We start from the raw sequence: 16,565 nt of genomic DNA on the forward strand, positions 1-16,565 counted from the left end.
TAAAGAGTAGGAGTATCAGTTGTCATTCCAGCGCGTGACGCTGGAATCCAGAGTATCCTAATTACAAGGTTTATTATTTAGTTTGAAAAATACTATAGCTTTTTCTATAGCTAAGCTGACTTAGATTTACCGACAATTTGAAAAACCGTCATTCCGCTACTAGTTAGCGGAATCTATACCGCGAATGAATCCATAGCTGTACGAACATTCATTTTTGAGGGTAAATTGCACAGCAAATGGTGTCATTCCAGTGCTTGACACTGGAATCCAGCTTCTATGCAACCTCATCAAAAACATTCATTTAGTGTAAGATCAGCTACTTTCCATGCTAGTTTGCTTGTGAACAAGCAAACTTTTCTGGATCCCAGTGTCAAGCACTGGGATGACATCATAGGGGCGCTGGGCATAAGTGTTGAAAGTGCTATAAGTGGCATTATATAAGGTGGTTAACGGCATAAATTTCAATGGTAATAAAATAAATTAAAAAAGCGCCTTTTTGCCTGTGGTTAGAAGGTTTAAGCGAATTTTCGACGTGGTTTATCTGCTTTCCCAACAACGAAGGTTGATATCAAGAGGAGATTTACATACCATTAATCACCTTGTGTGATTGCACTTTCAACACTTATGGGGCGCTGGGATGACACCCTCCTGCTAGACAATGTTCGTACAGTTGTAGAATGAATCGCGGTATACTTGGGTCAGCTATATGTAGGTTGTGGCCCTTCTTTATCATTTGCGGCAGTTGCATCACCAACGGATATTTCAGAGCTAACAGTGCTAATAGTTTTTTCTATCGCTTTAGCCTGTTCATAGTCTTGACTCAAAAAATACATGGCCAGCCCAACAGCTATACTAGCAACAAGAACAGGTGCTATCATTACACCTAGTATCATACCACCAGAAAGATTTACTGCAACACATACACCAGCTCCAAGTACAACACCAAGAAAACCACCAATCATTATGCCAGGCACCAAACTGCCTATCATAGCGCTTTCTTTTTTCGTATTAGCTTGTTTTTTCATACTTTTAATAAGCACTTCTTTTGTTTTTCCTTGAGCTAAATCTAAAGGAATTTTATTATCCGCGTTTTGTATCAAAGGATTTGCACTATATGCAACAAGAAGGGTGGTTATTTCTTCAGTTTTATTACCTATAACTGCATGATGTAGTAATGTATTTCCCTTTTCATCTTTAAAGTTTATATGAGTACGAAGTTCCTCATCTAGATTTCTTGTTGGGTTGTTTTTTGCATATATCCTAGATTGTATTGCTCCATCTAAGTATTGTATTACTTGTTCTAGTGATTGCTCGCCAGGATTTTGTATAAAATGAAGCAGAATTTCGTGTACTATCGCTTCCTTTGTAGTTTGTGGGCAGCGTAAAGCACATGCAAATGTGTCTTTATTAATAGTTATTTCTTTTTCTTTTCCAAGAAAATCTCTTAACTTCTCAATTCTACTTATACTGTTATTTTCGCTAGTAATTATCGATTGTAAAGCTTTTCTGTTATCGTCACCAGTCATGCTATCCTCCTTGATTTGATTGCATTACTCATTAATAAATAATATAATAAATCCTGCTAAAAGTCAAGCAATTGATTAATAAGTTAATATAATTCTCCAAAAGGAGCTCCTTACTTTTTGTTCAGCATGTCCATTGGATCAGACTCTTTAAGCTTGCTGTTTGCTGAATTTATTCATCATAATAGCTATAATGTGCTATCGAAGTTCTCTGTAATCTTAGTTGGTTCTTCTAGAATATTCAAAATATCAGTTGCACAATAAACCCGATCTCTCTTTCCTTGAGAAGTTTGTGAAACGATGCCTAAATCTTCAAGCTTTACGATTGCTCTTTGGGCTGTTGTAAATACGACACCTAAGTTTTCAACCACTTTCCTTATAGTAAAGTAAGGGTTTACAGCGAGATACCTTACAATACCACTCGCAACTCCCTCAGTTTTAGAACTAACTTCAGTTTGCCAATTTGCAATCAAAATGTTAATTCGTTCTGCTCTTGACAATGCATCCAATGATTGCAGTACTACACCATTTAAGAAATAAGAGAACCAATCATGCCACGTGCCTCTGTTGCTTATATTGTAAAGTTGGTCATAATACTCACTTTTTGTAGCTTCAAAAAATGCACTTAAGTATAACAGAGGTAATGGTAATAATTTTCTTTCGATCAGAAGTAATGTTATTAATAAACGTCCAATACGTCCATTGCCGTCCAAGAATGGGTAAATCGCTTCAAATTGATAATGACATAGAGCTATATGTATAAGTGGGGGTAATGTTCTATCATGTAGAAACTTTTCAAAAGAGTCCAAGCAACCCATCAATTCACCTGGCATTGGTGGCACATATTTTGCTGTGTCTATTGTACATCCTGAGCTTCCAATCCAATTTTGCACTCGGCGAAATTCTCCTGGAATTGCGTGAGAACCTCTTACACCTTGCATAAGTTTTCCGTGAATTTCTTTAACCAACTGAAGCGACAGTGGAAAAGATTGTAAACGTTTTAGTCCATAATCGAGCGCTGATATATAATTGCGTACTTCTTGTAAATCATCGGGATTGCGATCTACGTTAGCACCTGCTTCTTGAGCCAAAATTTCACCAAGAGTTGCTTGAGTTCCCTCGATTCTACTTGAAAGAACTGCTTCACGTGTTATAAAGGGTCGTATGAGAAGATGAGGGTTAGGCAATTTAGCTCCTTCCCTGGATAACATACCCAAAATATGATCTGCTCTGGAAAGACTATTAACTAAATCATTGTCCCATTCAAATTTTGGTGGCAAGGGGTTAGGTATAAATGCCTGATAACCAGCGAATACTTTGCCTGATGGTGATCCTTTAATATACATTCATTCAACCTAACACACTATTTTTATAGTATATATTATTTTCAAATAAAGTCAAAAATGAAAATAAGAAACTCTCTTATTATTGATTTTGCTCAAAAACGAAAATAGAAGAAGCTGCTGAACTTTATATTACGTTTGCTTCAGTCATCCTGTTTTTCTGGAGAGCTGCTATAAAACTTCTGAGTGAAGTCACTTAATTTTTACACATCTATTGTAGAGTAAGAGGAGCCGAATTTGGGACAAAAATGCTAGCTGATGCTTGGACTTTACTGACACTTACACTACTTGAAACTATACTTAGTGTAGACAATTTAATTTTTATTTCTCTAGCAATAGATAAGGTACCAAATGCGCTGAGAGAAAGAGTGCGCCTTATGGGCCTTGGATTAGCACTATTAATGCGTTTTGTAATACTATTTTTTACATCATCTATATTGTCAATGCAAAAACCCATATTTCACACTGCATCGCTAAATATTTCAGCAAGGGATTTACTTATGATCGCAGGGGGATTATTCCTTATTGTTAAAAGCTCTATGGAGTTATGGGATGACATCTTTGTATGTAAGAAAAATAAAAAGAAAGCAAACGTTAAATCAAAATTTTTTTTAGTTGTGCTACAAATTATATTAATAGATTTAGTTTTTTCAGTTGATTCGATATTAACTGCTATAGCATTAACTTATAACATGGTAATAATTGCTACAGCATTTACATTTTCCATGCTAGCAATGCTGTTTTTATCAAGTTATACCGCCCAGTTAATCAAATCTAACCCAGGCTTAAAAGTAATTGCTATCTTATTTATTTTACTTGTCGGTGTGTACCTCATACTTCATGGATTTCATGTAGAATTACCAAAAGAATATTTGTATTCTTCATTTATGTTTGCACTGCTTGTGGAAGTTATAAGCAAAATAAAGAAAATTAACCGTCATACCGCGATTCATTCGCGGTATCTCAGCCGCTAACACGCAGCGGGATGACAGCAGTCCTACGTCATACTGCCGCGGTATCTCACATAGATCCCGCTAACACGTAGCGGGATGACGAATTACTTAACCGTCATCTACACCGTCATACCGCGATTCATTCGCGGTATCTCATCCGCTAGCACGTAGGGGAATGACGAATTACTACACCGCCACGGTATCTCTAGATCCCGCTAACAAGTAGCGGGATGACGAGGTATCTCTTAGCCGCTAACAAGCAGCGGGATCTTTTTGATTTACTCCCACTCAATAGTTGCTGGTGGCTTGGAAGTTATATCATAAACAACTCTATTCACTCCGGGAACATTATTAACAATGATACTGCCGACATTGCGTAAAAAATCCCAAAATACTAACAAGTGTTGATCCTTATCTTCAAATGGAAATGCATCGGCTGTCATACCATCAGATGATGTTACAGCCCTCAAAGCACAAACATATCCGTACGTACGACCATCTCCCATGACGCCTACAGTTTTTATTGGTAATAATACAGCAAAAGCTTGCCATATCTTATCGTATAGATCGTAATTTTTCATCGTATTAATATATATTTCATCTACTTCTTGCAATATTCGCACCTTTTCTTCATCGACTTCACTTATAATCCTCACTGCAAGTCCGGGTCCAGGAAATGGATGTTGAAATATTATCTCATCTGAAAGCCCAATTTCCTTTCCAAGTAGCCTTACCTCATCTTTAAAGAGGTAACGTAAAGGCTCCACTAGCTTCAGGTTCATCTTTTCTGGCAACCCACCAACATTATGGTGAGACTTAATTGTACTAGTGTTGTCTGAGGCATGCCCTGACTCAACTACATCAGAGTAGATGGTACCTTGCATCAAAAAATCCACATCACCTATTTTTTTTGCTTCTTCTTCAAACACTTCAATAAAAGTGTTACCGATAATTTTTCGCTTTTCTTCTGGATCAGTTATTCCCTTCAACCTACTCAAAAATAAATTTGATTTATCAACATAGTTTATCGGAATCTCTTTCAACATAGTAATGGTCTGGTTCTTGCGTAACAACCCAGTATCGATAAAAATACAGTTCAATTGTTTTCCTATAGCTTTATGTGTGAGAGCCGCTGCAACACTTGAATCAACCCCACCACTTACTGCAGCGATTACTTTTTTCTCTCCTACTACATTTTTGATTTTTTCCTTCTGCTCCTCAATAAACGACTTCATTGTCCAGTCTCTTTCGCAATTTGCAATATCCAAGAAGTTAGAGAGCAATTTACTGCCATTTGTTGTGGGCCTCACTTCAGGATGGAATTGAGTACAGTAAATCTTCCGCTGTTCGTTGACAATCATTGCAATTGTTTGATTTATCACACCTGATGCGATAACAGTAAATCCCTGTGGTATAGTATCAACACTGTCTGCATGATTCATTAATACATCCACTTCAGAATTAACATCCCACGTATCCTTTATAATGGGAGATTCTTTTAGTACCTTGATCTTAGTTCTGCCAAACTCCTGTTTGAAACTCTCTTTTACTTTTGCTCCAAAATAATGACAAATGAGTTGCTGTCCATAGCATATTCCAAGTATAGGAACGTTTGTTGCCTCATTGAGTTTTATAATTTCATGTACTACTCTACTTGTTTCAGAACAATCATCATTTACAGATTGCGGTCCTCCAGAGAGAATAAACCCATTGAATTTTGATATTGTTTCAAAACTGACGTTGCTTGGAAATATTTCACAATAAACGCCCATGCCTCTTACTTGTCTTGCGATAAGCTGTGTAAACTGTGAACCAAAATCAATAATGGCAATTGCTGACAACTTACTCCTCCATATTATTTAAAAGTGATATCTGATAATAAAGAAAATAATGGAGTAAGTAAACTAAGACCTCTTAAAAGCTTTAATGTGTGGCTTAAACGTTAGCTATGATCTACTTTTTATAGCTAAAGTGGCTTAGGTTTACCTACAATTTGAAAAACAATAAATTCGTCATTCCGCTACTCGTTAGCGGAATCTATACCGCGAATGAATTGCGGTATGACGTAGGGAAACCTTTCTTGGGTTAGCTATACCTTAATCGTTTATAACCTTTGGCACTACGAAATACCCATGCTCAGGTTTTGTATTGGACAATATCTCTTCTTTAATGTTTTGAGAATTTATAACATCATCGCGTACATGAATGTCCTTGTCTATACTGCCATAATGCATAGGAGAAACACCTTCAGTATTAACTTGCAATAAAGTATCATGTATCCAATCCAGCATTGTCAGTTCTTTGGAGTAGTGATCAATCTCATCATTTGATAACTTAATCCTTACAAGCTGTGCAATTTTAAGCATTTCTTCTTTGGTAATTGTTATTTTTCTCTTATTTGCAAATTCTATTAGTGAAGTAATAACATCTTCTGTTGATCTAGTTGGCATCTTTACCTCCTTGGATGAAGTGAGTTAAAATATTTACGACCGAAACAACTTCTATTTTACCAGTTTTTTCAAGTTTGTGAAGTATGGTATCCGTAATCACTAATTTATCTAGAGAAGAGGAGGAAATTCTCTCAACTGCACTTCCTGAAAGCACGCCATGTGTGATGCATGAAATTACGGACTTTGCTCCACGGCCTTTTAAAGCAAGAGCTGCATTACACAATGTTCCACCAGAGTCAACTATATCATCAACAATGACACAATTTTTATTCGCAACTTCTCCTATTATGTTCATTACTTGAGATGTGCCTGCTTTCTCCCTATGTTTATCTACTACAATAATCTTATCACTTAACCCTATCTTGCACTTTTCCTCTAAAGTCTTTGCAAAAGCACGTGCTCTGCCAATTGCTCCAACATCAGGTGCAACAATTGCCAAATTTTCCGTGTATATACAGTCAACAAATGCTTCAAAGCAGTTCAAATTAGTTATCGGTACATCAAAGAATCCTTCAATTTGACTTGAGTGCAAATCAATAACTGCAACACTACTTGCACCTGCAGTTTGAATAAGATTTGCAACTAATTTGGCACTTAAAGCAGATTGCATATTATTGTTCTTGATAACTCTATCTTGCCTGCTATATCCATAATAAGGAATAATTACTACTATTCTTTTGGCTCCTAATCTATTTACTGCATCAATTATAAGCAGAAGCTCCATAAGGTTATCATTCACAGGGGGAGAAAGAGATTGTACTATATATACTTCTTGATTATATAGATCATTTGCTACTTCTACATTTACCTCGCCATCGGTAAACTTTGATATCCAAGCAGAGGATGGTTGAACATCTAGCCGGTTAACTACTGATTCCCCTAATTCCTTACTAGCATTACCTATTATTATCTTCATAACGCACTAATTGAGTTTTTAAGATTATACAGAAATTATGAAATAATTGAAATGTAAGTTTCTTTATCTAGCATTCTTGTCGGCGAATTAGGTACCTCTTGTACAATGACCTGTCATTTTCACGCATTATTTCAATAAATAGGTCTAAATTGAAACAATTACACAAAATCCTGCTTATGTTTCAAGATAAATGACTTTAATGAAATATAATTTACCTTACCACTTCGTTTTGATTCTTCAGTTCAACATAGGATAAATTACTCATACATTCTTCTAGTATTTCCTCCTTTTTATCATTACCTAGTCCACTGCTAAACCCCTGACACTTTTTCTCAAGAGCTAAGCGTGTAGCTATGATATACATTACTGTTTCAGGTGAGACCTTTGGTAATTCATTTCGGACTTTTTCTTGTTCTTCTTCAGAAAAATTACTGAGGTTTTCCCTGGCCATTTCAGGAAATTTTTGAGTAATCGTTTCTTTTATCATTCCACCAACTTCCTGTTTATTTAGTGTAATAACTACCGATGGATGCAAGCCAGATAAAGACTCAACCATTTTATTATATGTTCCACCAGCACAACTTTGACCGTGATTACCATAAGTTGTTGCTGCATCTATAAGACCTTTAATAAACATATCCTTTCTGTTTTTTATGTCCTCATCACTTAAAGGAATTTTTTGGTCTATCGTTCCTGTGTTTCTATCGTTGCAAGCTTTCCAACACAAAACAGCTGTTTGTTTTAGTGTTAATTTGCTATAACTATCTTCAAAACTATCTTCTGTTGTTTTATTAATAAACTCCAAGCATTTAAGTGCATGAGATTTTTCGTCTTCTGTAAATTCATTTGACTGTTTAATGTACTCTTCAACATCAGTTGTATTTCCTCTACTTAGCTGTGTATAAAACTCCTCCTTACTTAGGTTCTCCTTATATTTTTCTATGAGTCTATCAACACTTAAATTTATACTAGAAACTGCACTTGGATCGTGAGTAGTTTGTGCAACAAAAGGAAGAACATTAACTAAATCGTGCATGAGAAACTGCCTTTCTTCTTCTGGAACTTCTTGTATAAAATTAAAAATCTGCTGTATTTCTCCAATGAGTGCTTGGTTTAGCAAACTTAAGAACAACATAGGCAGCACTAAAAGTATACAGGAAATAATAATGCATATGGTTAAAACAACCTTTAATATTCCCCTAATGATATTTTTTGGCCAGGCCAATAATCTTGTTTCATTTTCTTTTGGTTTTAAAAAATAATCTACTAACCATGAATACAAAAAGAACTGTATAAGAAGAAAAAGTGGAGGAATTGTGCTTATCAGTAAAAGTATGTTAATGAATTTTTTGATTCTACCAGTATTGTTATAAGCGTTTCGTACTCTCTCTATTATAGTGTTTGCTCTATTTTGCTGTTGATTATTATCTGCACCTGCTAACATATTATATTTCCTCTAAAGCACTCGATCTAATATATTAGAATATTAAAATTATATCAATAAAAAATTTGTGAACTACTATAGCTCTCTGTGATTTACTGATCGCTTTATAAAAAGCTTTATACTCTTTGCTTAATTGGAGATGCTACCTCTGCACTTTCTGCTCTGTCTAGGGTACTACTTGGTTTTTCTGCAGTAATTTTTTGAGTGCTAACATCTACCTTATTCTCGATACCTGCTCCATATGATCTTAATACTTCAATAGCTTTCTCGTTTCCACTATTCAGCGCAATATCTAAAGCATCCATTCCATCATTATTTTTGTGGTTGATAAAATTTTCTAGCTCAAAGCTTTTTATATACTGTTCAATAACGAGTTTCACTACTTCTCCAGAGCAATTATTGGCAGCAGGAAAAAGTACTGTATTGTTATTATTGTCTTTTTTTGTTACATCTGCTTTGAGCTTGTCTATCAAATACTTGATAATTTCTATTCTGCTATCATCTTCTGCTTCAGTGCACTGCCTAGCAGCTAAAAACAGAGCTGTTCGCCCATTATTGTCCACATCTTCGATATTTTGCCCCTTATCAATTAAGGCTTGTATTATATTTTTATTACCATACAAAGCAGCAAAGTGAAGAGGAGTATACCCTTCGGTGCTTTCTCTTTCATTAATCAGCGCACCATGGCTAGCTAGTAATTCTATAAATTCTGGCGTATCTGCAAACACTGCAAAGTGCATTGGTGTTAGATCATCTTTACCGTGATTTTGAGTTTTTGCATTAACGTTTGCTCCATTTTTTATTAGCAATTTTGCTATTTCTAATTGTTTGCGTCCGATGGCAATATGCAGTGGCGTACGATTGCGTTCATAATGATCATTGACGTTTGTGCCACACTTTATTAGTAGTTCTGCAGCTTCAATATTACCTTCCTGAATTGCAACATATAAGGAAGCATATCCATCTTTTGTTTCCTCTGTCATACGAAATTGCGAACATGTTAGTTCATATATTATTAAGGATTATTATTAAGTTTTTATTAATACAATATTAATAATAATTAAGATTTTAACCGCAGTTAGAGAAATTTATGTTTATCGACAATTTTGTAAACAGCAAACCCGTCATTCTGCTGCTTGTTAGCGCCGCGGCGGTATGACCCTAGCTGATCTTATACTAAATGAATGTTTTTGATGAGGTTGCATAGAAGCTGGATTCAAGTGCCAAGCACTGGAATGACATCATTCTCCTGTCATCCAAGTAGCTGACACTGGTTTCCATCCAAAAAGGTGTCATCCGAGTAGCTGACTACTTGGATCCAGATTGGATACTGAGTTGGTTAGAGCTTATCCGCAAACGAAAAAAAGTATAGTATATGAGTTTTAAAAATGGGGTTAGAAATGAGAAAAAAGTATCCTACAGATCTTAGTGAAAGAGAGTGGTCGCTAATAGAGAAACACTTTAGAGTATCATACAAGAAAGGAGGAAGGCCGCTAAAACATAGCAAAAGATAAGTATTATCAGCAATTTTTTATGTACTACGTACAGGATGTCAATGGCGCTATTTACCGCACGCCATGGAAGAAAGTATATGAACAATTTAGGAGGTGGAAAAAGCAAGGAATTTTCGAAAAAATGAACTACGATATCACTAAATATAGTAGGTCAAAAATGGGAAGAAACGAGGAGCCAAGTGCTTGCATAGTAATCTGTAAAAACGACAGAAAAAGGGGGGTCAAAGGTTATGATGGGAGTAAAAAAGTAAAAGGTAGAAAAAGGCACATAATCTCAGGGTTTTATATTAGGCTGTTATGTGGGTGCTGCTAGTGAAAATGACAGAGATGGTAGCATTGGATAATATGAGGAAAAAATATACTAACGTTAAGAAAATGTGGTCTGATATGGGGTATCAAGGAAGAAATTTAAAGGAGTACATAGAAAAAGAGTACGGAATAGACATTGAAATTGTTAAAAGGCCTCCATGTAGGTTTTGGGTACACAAAGACACACCACCTGAACTACTACCAATGAGGGAACAGGGGTTTAAAGTACAGTCAAGAAGATGGGTTGTAGAAAGGACTTTTGCTTGAGGAATAGAAGGCTATCAAAGGAATATTTACAACATCCACTGAAAATTTCATACACCTGGCTATGAGTAGGGTTATGTTAAGGAGGGAATATGCTTGAGTTTACCAGTTTCCGGACAAGCTCTCAGGATACCTATTATGTGGGCAATATCAAAGGTATAGATCAGCAGACTTTTGTTGATACTTATTCCAGAGTTGCAATGGTTAAACTTTACACGGGTAGAACAGCTATTACAGCTTGCAGATCTTCTCAACGGTAGAGTTATTCCATTTTTGGATGAGCAGAAAATTCCATTATTACGCATTCTAACTGATAGGGGTACGGAGTATTGTGGCAAGCCCGAAAATCACGCTTATCAGCTATATTTGGGAATAGAAAACGTTGATCATTCTAGAACCAAAGCCAACTCTCTACAAACTAGTGACATATGTGAAAGGTTTCACAGAACTATGCAAGATGAGTGTTACAATATTATCTTTAGAAAAAAAATCTACAATTCTTTGACAGATTGATGTTGATCACTGGTTGCGTTCTTACAATGAGACAAGGCCTCACTCAGGCAAATATTGCTATGCCTATGCAAACGTTTTTGGATAGTAAACATATTGCTTTTCAGAAAAATATTAGTAGCATTAAACAAGAGCATGATATTAGTTTTAATTCTTCTGTCAGTTAATTCTTGTCTTTTACAAAATTATTAATCATACCAGATCTTAAGGGTGTAGTTAGTAATAAATATGCAGTAAAAACAAGTTCTAGTACTATCGCGGATAGAACAAGAACAGCTACACTAATTGCTTGACCATTGTAAACGTAGCTTGTTAAGCCGATAAAAATAGCCATGATAAAAGCTCTAATGACCGAGAGTGCAGAAGAAGCCGTACCTTTAATTTCAGGGAAAACATTTATTGATGCGTTCAAAACCACTGGCTGGCACATTGCACAACCGATAGAAAAAATAATCATAGACAGTGTTACTAAGTAGGAAGAATGGGGCATGATTACACTGAATATTACAAGCAATAGAGACCCAATAGCACCTACGCTCGTACCAGAAATTACACACCATCTTGCTCCAAATTTTTGTAGGATTTTACCGGAAAATAAGCTGGTTAGAGAAAAGGAACCTACAATCAAACCTTGATGTAGTGCATAAACTTTGCTTGGTAATCCAAAAGTTTCCATGTATAGAAATGGCCCACAAGTAATGAATGACATATATGCAGAAGTAAAGAGACTTGGTATTAAAGACAATGCAACGAATTTTGAACTCGATAATAATTTTCCGTAATCTTTCACCGTTTTTTTCAAACTGAAAATATCGCGGTCCTTTTTTGTTTCTGGTAACGCTAAAAGTAGTAAAATCCAAGAGATCAAACAAATTACTGCAACAGTTGCATAATTACCACGCCACCCTACAGCTTCGTTAATAAAGCTTCCTAAAATAGGTGCAATTGCCATGACAACTGTTAGAACAGAATTCATGATTCCAATAAATTTTATTGCTTTGTCACCCTGATAACTGTCTGCAACAATTGCAAACACAACTACAGATGTGCTAACACCAATGCCCTGAACAAAGCGAGAGATAAAAAGCCAAAAAACCGAAGGTGCAAAAACGCAACCAACAGCACCGATTAATAACAAAGTGTTACCTATGATCATAATTCTCCTTCTGCCATAGCATTCAGACAATGGACCGAAAAACAACCCTCCTATGCAAAAGCCTAAAAAATTATAAGCAATAGTTAATTGAATTGTTCCTTCCGATACGTTAAAATAGCGCACTATATCCGGAAAGCTAGGCACGGAAATATCAATTTCAATGAACTTGGCAATTAGAGACAGGATTAACAGAAATGGTAGTAACATTTGAAATTTTTAATTAATGAATAAAAATATCACATTTAAAGCGTTAAAAGAAGAACATTTTCTTACTTTTTCAACAGTCCGTCTAAATTACCACAAGCAGTTTAATTTTTCATCATTATTTAAAAATATGCAAGAAGCTTTACAGAAACTTAACATAATTTTATCATAAAAATATCATTCTTAAGTCCTATATAAAAACAAATTTTGGCACTAAGTGAATCTTTTTTAATTAACTATGAGCTGGATAAATTGGAAAATAAATTTTGTTTACTTTTACAATACCTTAAGATCTAATATCACTTTATCAGTCAAAAGTATCACAATAGGCTAGTATGTTCTTTACTCTTTTTCTAAAAATATTACCTATTTATATTACGATGTTTATTGGTTATTTAGCAGGAAAATGTCTTAAAATTGATAGAAACACTCTATCTCAAATACTCTTTTATATAGCTAATCCAATAGTGATTTTATATGGAGTCTCTCATACAGAAGTTAATTTAAAAGTAATTTCTCTGCCGATTTTGATATGGTTTATAGGTAGCACTATGTCCTTATCAGTGTATTATCTTTCTTCTTTTTTATTTAAGGATAACACAAGAAACATATTAGCATTTAGCTCGGGCAGCACAAGTATGGGTTATTTTGGCCTGCCGATTGCCATGGCTTTATTTGATGAAGATTCAGTATCTGTATATGTTGTTTGTTATATAGGGATGGCATTGTTTGAAAATAGCTTAGGATTTTACATAGCCGCAAATGGTATTTATACCGCAAAAGAATGCATATTAAAGTTGTTCAAACTTCCTTCGCTTTATGCGATGATTCTGGGCTTCTTTTTAAGTATATACGATATACAAATACCTACTTTTTTAACAGATGTTATGATGAACATTAGAAGTACATTTGTTACACTAGGAATGGTGCTACTTGGAGTGAGCATTGCAAATATTGCAAGCTTTAAAGTAGATTGGAAGCTTGCTTTGATCACTATTACAGCAAAGTACGTATTCTGGCCACTGTTTGTTCTAGGAATTGTCCTTTTAGACAAGCATGTTATAGGTATATACAATGAGAGCATATATAAAGCACTGATGTTGCTGGCTATTATTCCAGTTTCTGGGTCCAGTATAATACTTGCTAATATTTTGAATTATCAACCAGATAAAGCTACTCTATTGCTTCTAATCAGTACTGCAGTGGGACTGTTTTATGTTCCACTAATAATATCATTATTTTTTACCAAACTTGTTCTTTTTTGATCAAAAATTCAAGCGCTTGCACAACCATTATTTGGGTAACAACACAAGACATTGATAAAACTTGAATTTATAGCTAAAGCAACTTCTACAATTTGGTAACCCGTCATTCCGCTACTAGTTAGTGCCGCGGCGGTATAGCTATAGCTATCTTCAAAAATATGATTGAATAATTATTAATAATAGTGTATAATTATTAATATTTTTAAGCACTTTTGCTATGGCTCTTTCAAAATTTCTCGATCCTCGCAATGATTTGTGTTTCAAAAAAATCTTTGGAACGGAAAAAAATAAGAATATCCTGATCCACTTTTTGAACGATATTTTAGGGTTTACTGAGATAAATGCAATACAAGAAGTTGAGTTTCTTAGCACTATTATGGATCCCGAAGTTGCCTCTGATAAACAAAGTATTGTTGATGTTCTCTGCAAGGATTCTCACGGAAATAGATATATAGCAGAAATGCAGCTCGCTAGAGACAAGGGCTTTGAGAAACGTGCCCAACTGTATGCTGCTAAGGCTTATTCAAGACAATTAGATAAATCTGGCAACTACATTGATTTAAAGAAAGTCTTCTTTATTGCTATATCAAATTGTAGCTTACTTCCTGAAGAAGTTGGTTATATCTCTACTCATAATATACGTGATATAAAAACTAATGGACATTACTTAAAAGATTTTCAATTTATCTTTATAGAATTGCCCAAATTTTCAAAAAGTAAAGTAGAGCAGTTAGAAAGTATAGTAGAAAGGTGGTGTTTCTTTTTTAAATACGCAGAAGAAACAACAGAAGAGGACTTAAAAGAGATAGCAGAAAAAGCACCAATAATAAAGCTAGCATATGATGAGTTAGACAAGTTTCGTTGGAACGAAAAAGATTTAGTAGCTTACGAAGAAAGGATAATGGATCTACGGAAAGAAGAAGCCATTCTTGAATACAGACTTGATCTTGCTACTGAAAAAGGCAACAAAATTGGTAAAGAGGAAGGAAAAACTGAAGGGAAAATTGAAGGAAAAATTGAAGTTGCAAAAACAATGTTGGCTAATAATGTTGATGTCAACACTATTGTCAAGTTTACTGGCCTTTCTATTAGTGAGATTGAAGAATTAAGTGGAAATCTGTGAACGGTTACCTTAGATTTACCTACAATTTGGTAACCCGTCATTCCGCTGCTTGTTAGTGAAATCTACAACGAGATACCGCGGCGGTATGACGTAGGGAGATCTGATCTGTTCTATACTGCTATTCCACGTCAAGAACAACCATAAGTTCATTAGGGTTCACATAACCTAAAGCATTTTTTGCTTGCTCATCAAGCAGATCTAAATCCAAGCTTTTTTCATATAAGCCGAATACTTTGTTACCCAACTTTTCCTTTTCAAAAGAGATATCCTTCAGCAAAAGTTCATTGTACTCAATTTCTTTTTTTAAATCGATTAACGTCAACAAGCCACGTTTGCCTGTAATTGTGCTAATGCTGAAATATAATGTAAGAGAAGAAATGAGTAAGGCTGCGCTTAAACACAGCAACTTTTGCTTCTTTTTAGATATAAGCACCGTACTTTCACATACAAGAAATATATAACATGAAAAGGTGAACAAAAAGCTAAGAACCTTGACGCGCTTTACACCTTGGCTTTACCTTATTTATAATGTAAATCTTACCACCCCTTTTCACAACTTTACAATTTTTATCTCTGTTACGATGAGATTTTAGCGAACTCTTGACTTTCATATCTATAGTAAGAACTAAATTACCTTATATTATGATCACTTACAGAGAGTTAGTCAATTGATAAATTTTTCACATTTTATTAAAATATTGTATAATTGTTGCTGATACTTCTTCGATTGACTTTTGCGTGACATCAATAATTGGCCAGTTATTCTGCTTAAATAGTTCCTCTGCTTCTTTAATTTCCTTTTCTACTTTCTCAGGGTTAGCATATATATTATTATCTTCGTTGTTAATTGAAGTAAGTCTATTTTTGCGTATTTCTATTAGCCTACTTACGTCTATTGTTACCCCTATCGTTAGTTTATTTTTTAATTTTGCCAAGTCGACATAAAAGGGTACTCCACTAACAAAAGGAATATTTGCAACCTTATAGCCTCGGTAAGCTAAATACGTACTGGTGGGAGATTTTGATGTGCGTGAAATTCCAACCAAAATTATATCTGCTTTATCAATATCTTGAATATTTTGTCCATCATCATGATTAATAGTGTAGTTTATTGCCTCAATGCGCTGAAAATATTCGTTATTTATCTCAGTATGCAAGTCAAGCTTTTCGTCTTTTTCAATTTCAAGATAAGACGAAATTTCTCTAATAATATGTGATAATATTGCTCTATAGGGAATTTTCAACTTTATACAGTTATCTTTTAGATATTTTCTTAGCTCATCATCAGTAATAGTGCATATAACAAAATTATGCTCATCACTTTTCCTATTAATTTCCTCCAGAATTTTGTCAATCTGCTCTTCTCCTTTTACAAAAGACCAAACATATTCGATCGTTTCTATAGAACGAAAGTGTTTCAGGGCTGATTTTGCAACTGATATAACAGTTTCACCACTTGAATCTGATACTAAATGTAGATTAAGCTTTTTAAGGGTCATATACTAAAAATAATAGCTAGCAATCTGCTACTGAAATTATGCTAATTTGTTGACCTACGTAAATATAGAAAAACTATCCTGTTGATAAAACT

General features: G+C 34.8%; 16 protein-coding genes and 2 pseudogenes. 5 read left to right on the plus strand and 13 right to left on the minus strand.

Translation table 11 applies throughout. The features are described 5' to 3' along the window. Positions 1–159: 159 nt before the first annotated feature. From OPR43_RS03620 to OPR43_RS03635, 4 genes are all read right to left on the minus strand, one after another. Entirely contained in the window at positions 160–282 is a 123-nt protein-coding gene (locus OPR43_RS03620) for a hypothetical protein (protein ID WP_265035549.1), read from the minus strand. Between the two features lie 30 nt (positions 283–312). Further along, the gene (locus tag OPR43_RS03625; protein WP_265035551.1) at positions 313–465 is read right to left on the minus strand and encodes a hypothetical protein; all 153 of its coding nucleotides are present in this window, start codon (positions 463–465) and stop codon (positions 313–315) included. 233 nt (positions 466–698) lie between these two features. Beyond that, entirely contained in the window at positions 699–1,526 is an 828-nt protein-coding gene (locus tag OPR43_RS03630; protein ID WP_265035553.1) for an ankyrin repeat domain-containing protein, read from the minus strand. Between the two features lie 185 nt (positions 1,527–1,711). Beyond that, positions 1,712–2,869 (minus strand): Fic family protein, encoded by a 1,158-nt coding sequence (locus tag OPR43_RS03635; RefSeq protein WP_265035555.1) that lies wholly within the window; start codon positions 2,867–2,869, stop codon positions 1,712–1,714. A 245-nt stretch (positions 2,870–3,114) separates the two neighbouring features. Here OPR43_RS03635 and OPR43_RS03640 point away from each other — a divergent pair, with 245 nt between their 5' ends. Continuing rightward, positions 3,115–3,840 (plus strand): TerC family protein, encoded by a 726-nt coding sequence (locus OPR43_RS03640; protein WP_265025597.1) that lies wholly within the window; start codon positions 3,115–3,117, stop codon positions 3,838–3,840. 257 nt (positions 3,841–4,097) lie between these two features. Here OPR43_RS03640 and guaA read toward each other — a convergent pair whose 3' ends face one another. The 5 genes from guaA to OPR43_RS03665 all read right to left on the minus strand — a co-directional run bounded on the left by guaA (position 4,098) and on the right by OPR43_RS03665 (position 9,612). Further along, positions 4,098–5,660 carry a glutamine-hydrolyzing GMP synthase gene (gene guaA / locus OPR43_RS03645; RefSeq protein WP_265035557.1) on the minus strand — a complete coding sequence of 521 codons (1,563 nt, stop codon included), beginning with the start codon at positions 5,658–5,660 and terminating at the stop codon, positions 4,098–4,100. Positions 5,661–5,915: 255 nt separating this feature from the next. Then, the gene (gene gatC / locus OPR43_RS03650; RefSeq protein WP_265025593.1) at positions 5,916–6,269 is read right to left on the minus strand and encodes an Asp-tRNA(Asn)/Glu-tRNA(Gln) amidotransferase subunit GatC; all 354 of its coding nucleotides are present in this window, start codon (positions 6,267–6,269) and stop codon (positions 5,916–5,918) included. Next, the gene (locus OPR43_RS03655; protein ID WP_265035558.1) at positions 6,259–7,185 is read right to left on the minus strand and encodes a ribose-phosphate diphosphokinase; all 927 of its coding nucleotides are present in this window, start codon (positions 7,183–7,185) and stop codon (positions 6,259–6,261) included. Before OPR43_RS03655 ends, gatC begins: the two co-directional genes overlap by 11 nt. A 211-nt stretch (positions 7,186–7,396) precedes the next feature. Next, positions 7,397–8,629, minus strand: a complete 1,233-nt coding sequence (locus OPR43_RS03660; RefSeq protein ID WP_265035559.1) for a hypothetical protein — start codon at positions 8,627–8,629, stop codon at positions 7,397–7,399. A gap of 116 nt (positions 8,630–8,745) precedes the next feature. Beyond that, complete coding sequence (locus OPR43_RS03665; RefSeq protein ID WP_265035560.1) at positions 8,746–9,612, minus strand: ankyrin repeat domain-containing protein; 867 nt, start codon at positions 9,610–9,612, stop codon at positions 8,746–8,748. A gap of 417 nt (positions 9,613–10,029) precedes the next feature. Between OPR43_RS03665 and OPR43_RS03670 the strand changes: the two are divergent. Both OPR43_RS03670 and OPR43_RS03675 read left to right on the plus strand, forming a co-directional pair. Next, a pseudogene (locus OPR43_RS03670) lies at positions 10,030–10,816 on the plus strand (IS5 family transposase). A 22-nt stretch (positions 10,817–10,838) separates the two neighbouring features. Further along, positions 10,839–11,393: pseudogene (locus OPR43_RS03675) on the plus strand (integrase core domain-containing protein); the annotation flags it as partial. On the opposite strand, the gene OPR43_RS03680 reads toward OPR43_RS03675, so the two are convergent. Continuing rightward, positions 11,390–12,589: a multidrug effflux MFS transporter gene (locus tag OPR43_RS03680; RefSeq protein ID WP_265035561.1), complete on the minus strand. Its 1,200-nt coding sequence runs from the start codon at positions 12,587–12,589 to the stop codon at positions 11,390–11,392. The pseudogene OPR43_RS03675 and the gene OPR43_RS03680 overlap by 4 nt on opposite strands. A gap of 332 nt (positions 12,590–12,921) precedes the next feature. On the opposite strand from OPR43_RS03680, the gene OPR43_RS03685 reads away from it, so the two are divergent. Further along, positions 12,922–13,851, plus strand: coding sequence for an AEC family transporter (locus tag OPR43_RS03685; RefSeq protein ID WP_265035562.1), 930 nt, complete (start codon positions 12,922–12,924; stop codon positions 13,849–13,851). A gap of 217 nt (positions 13,852–14,068) precedes the next feature. Beyond that, complete coding sequence (locus OPR43_RS03690) at positions 14,069–14,974, plus strand: Rpn family recombination-promoting nuclease/putative transposase (protein WP_265035564.1); 906 nt, start codon at positions 14,069–14,071, stop codon at positions 14,972–14,974. 118 nt (positions 14,975–15,092) lie between these two features. On the opposite strand, the gene OPR43_RS03695 is transcribed toward OPR43_RS03690, so the two are convergent. The 3 genes from OPR43_RS03695 to OPR43_RS03705 all read right to left on the minus strand — a co-directional run bounded on the left by OPR43_RS03695 (position 15,093) and on the right by OPR43_RS03705 (position 16,473). After that, positions 15,093–15,407, minus strand: a complete 315-nt coding sequence (locus OPR43_RS03695; RefSeq protein ID WP_265035566.1) for an FtsB family cell division protein — start codon at positions 15,405–15,407, stop codon at positions 15,093–15,095. 49 nt (positions 15,408–15,456) lie between these two features. Continuing rightward, positions 15,457–15,585: a type B 50S ribosomal protein L36 gene (gene ykgO / locus OPR43_RS03700; RefSeq protein ID WP_250296744.1), complete on the minus strand. Its 129-nt coding sequence runs from the start codon at positions 15,583–15,585 to the stop codon at positions 15,457–15,459. Positions 15,586–15,654: 69 nt separating this feature from the next. Further along, positions 15,655–16,473: a pyruvate, water dikinase regulatory protein gene (locus OPR43_RS03705; protein ID WP_265035568.1), complete on the minus strand. Its 819-nt coding sequence runs from the start codon at positions 16,471–16,473 to the stop codon at positions 15,655–15,657. Positions 16,474–16,565 lie beyond the last annotated feature (92 nt).

The sequence above is a fragment of the Wolbachia endosymbiont (group A) of Apoderus coryli genome, from assembly GCF_947251615.1.
In the GTDB taxonomy this organism is placed as follows: Bacteria; Pseudomonadota; Alphaproteobacteria; order Rickettsiales; family Anaplasmataceae; genus Wolbachia.

Coding starts and splice junctions, on each gene's coding strand:
- ykgO (WP_250296744.1), bottom strand. CDS start 15,585: ATGAAAGTCAAGAGTTCGCTAAAATCTCATCGTAACAGAGATAAAAAT.
- OPR43_RS03660 (WP_265035559.1), bottom strand. CDS start 8,629: ATGTTAGCAGGTGCAGATAATAATCAACAGCAAAATAGAGCAAACACT.
- OPR43_RS03690 (WP_265035564.1), top strand. CDS start 14,069: ATGGCTCTTTCAAAATTTCTCGATCCTCGCAATGATTTGTGTTTCAAA.
- OPR43_RS03640 (WP_265025597.1), top strand. CDS start 3,115: ATGCTAGCTGATGCTTGGACTTTACTGACACTTACACTACTTGAAACT.
- OPR43_RS03630 (WP_265035553.1), bottom strand. CDS start 1,526: ATGACTGGTGACGATAACAGAAAAGCTTTACAATCGATAATTACTAGC.
- OPR43_RS03705 (WP_265035568.1), bottom strand. CDS start 16,473: ATGACCCTTAAAAAGCTTAATCTACATTTAGTATCAGATTCAAGTGGT.
- OPR43_RS03665 (WP_265035560.1), bottom strand. CDS start 9,612: ATGACAGAGGAAACAAAAGATGGATATGCTTCCTTATATGTTGCAATT.
- OPR43_RS03635 (WP_265035555.1), bottom strand. CDS start 2,869: ATGTATATTAAAGGATCACCATCAGGCAAAGTATTCGCTGGTTATCAG.
- gatC (WP_265025593.1), bottom strand. CDS start 6,269: ATGCCAACTAGATCAACAGAAGATGTTATTACTTCACTAATAGAATTT.
- OPR43_RS03680 (WP_265035561.1), bottom strand. CDS start 12,589: ATGTTACTACCATTTCTGTTAATCCTGTCTCTAATTGCCAAGTTCATT.
- OPR43_RS03655 (WP_265035558.1), bottom strand. CDS start 7,185: ATGAAGATAATAATAGGTAATGCTAGTAAGGAATTAGGGGAATCAGTA.
- OPR43_RS03685 (WP_265035562.1), top strand. CDS start 12,922: ATGTTCTTTACTCTTTTTCTAAAAATATTACCTATTTATATTACGATG.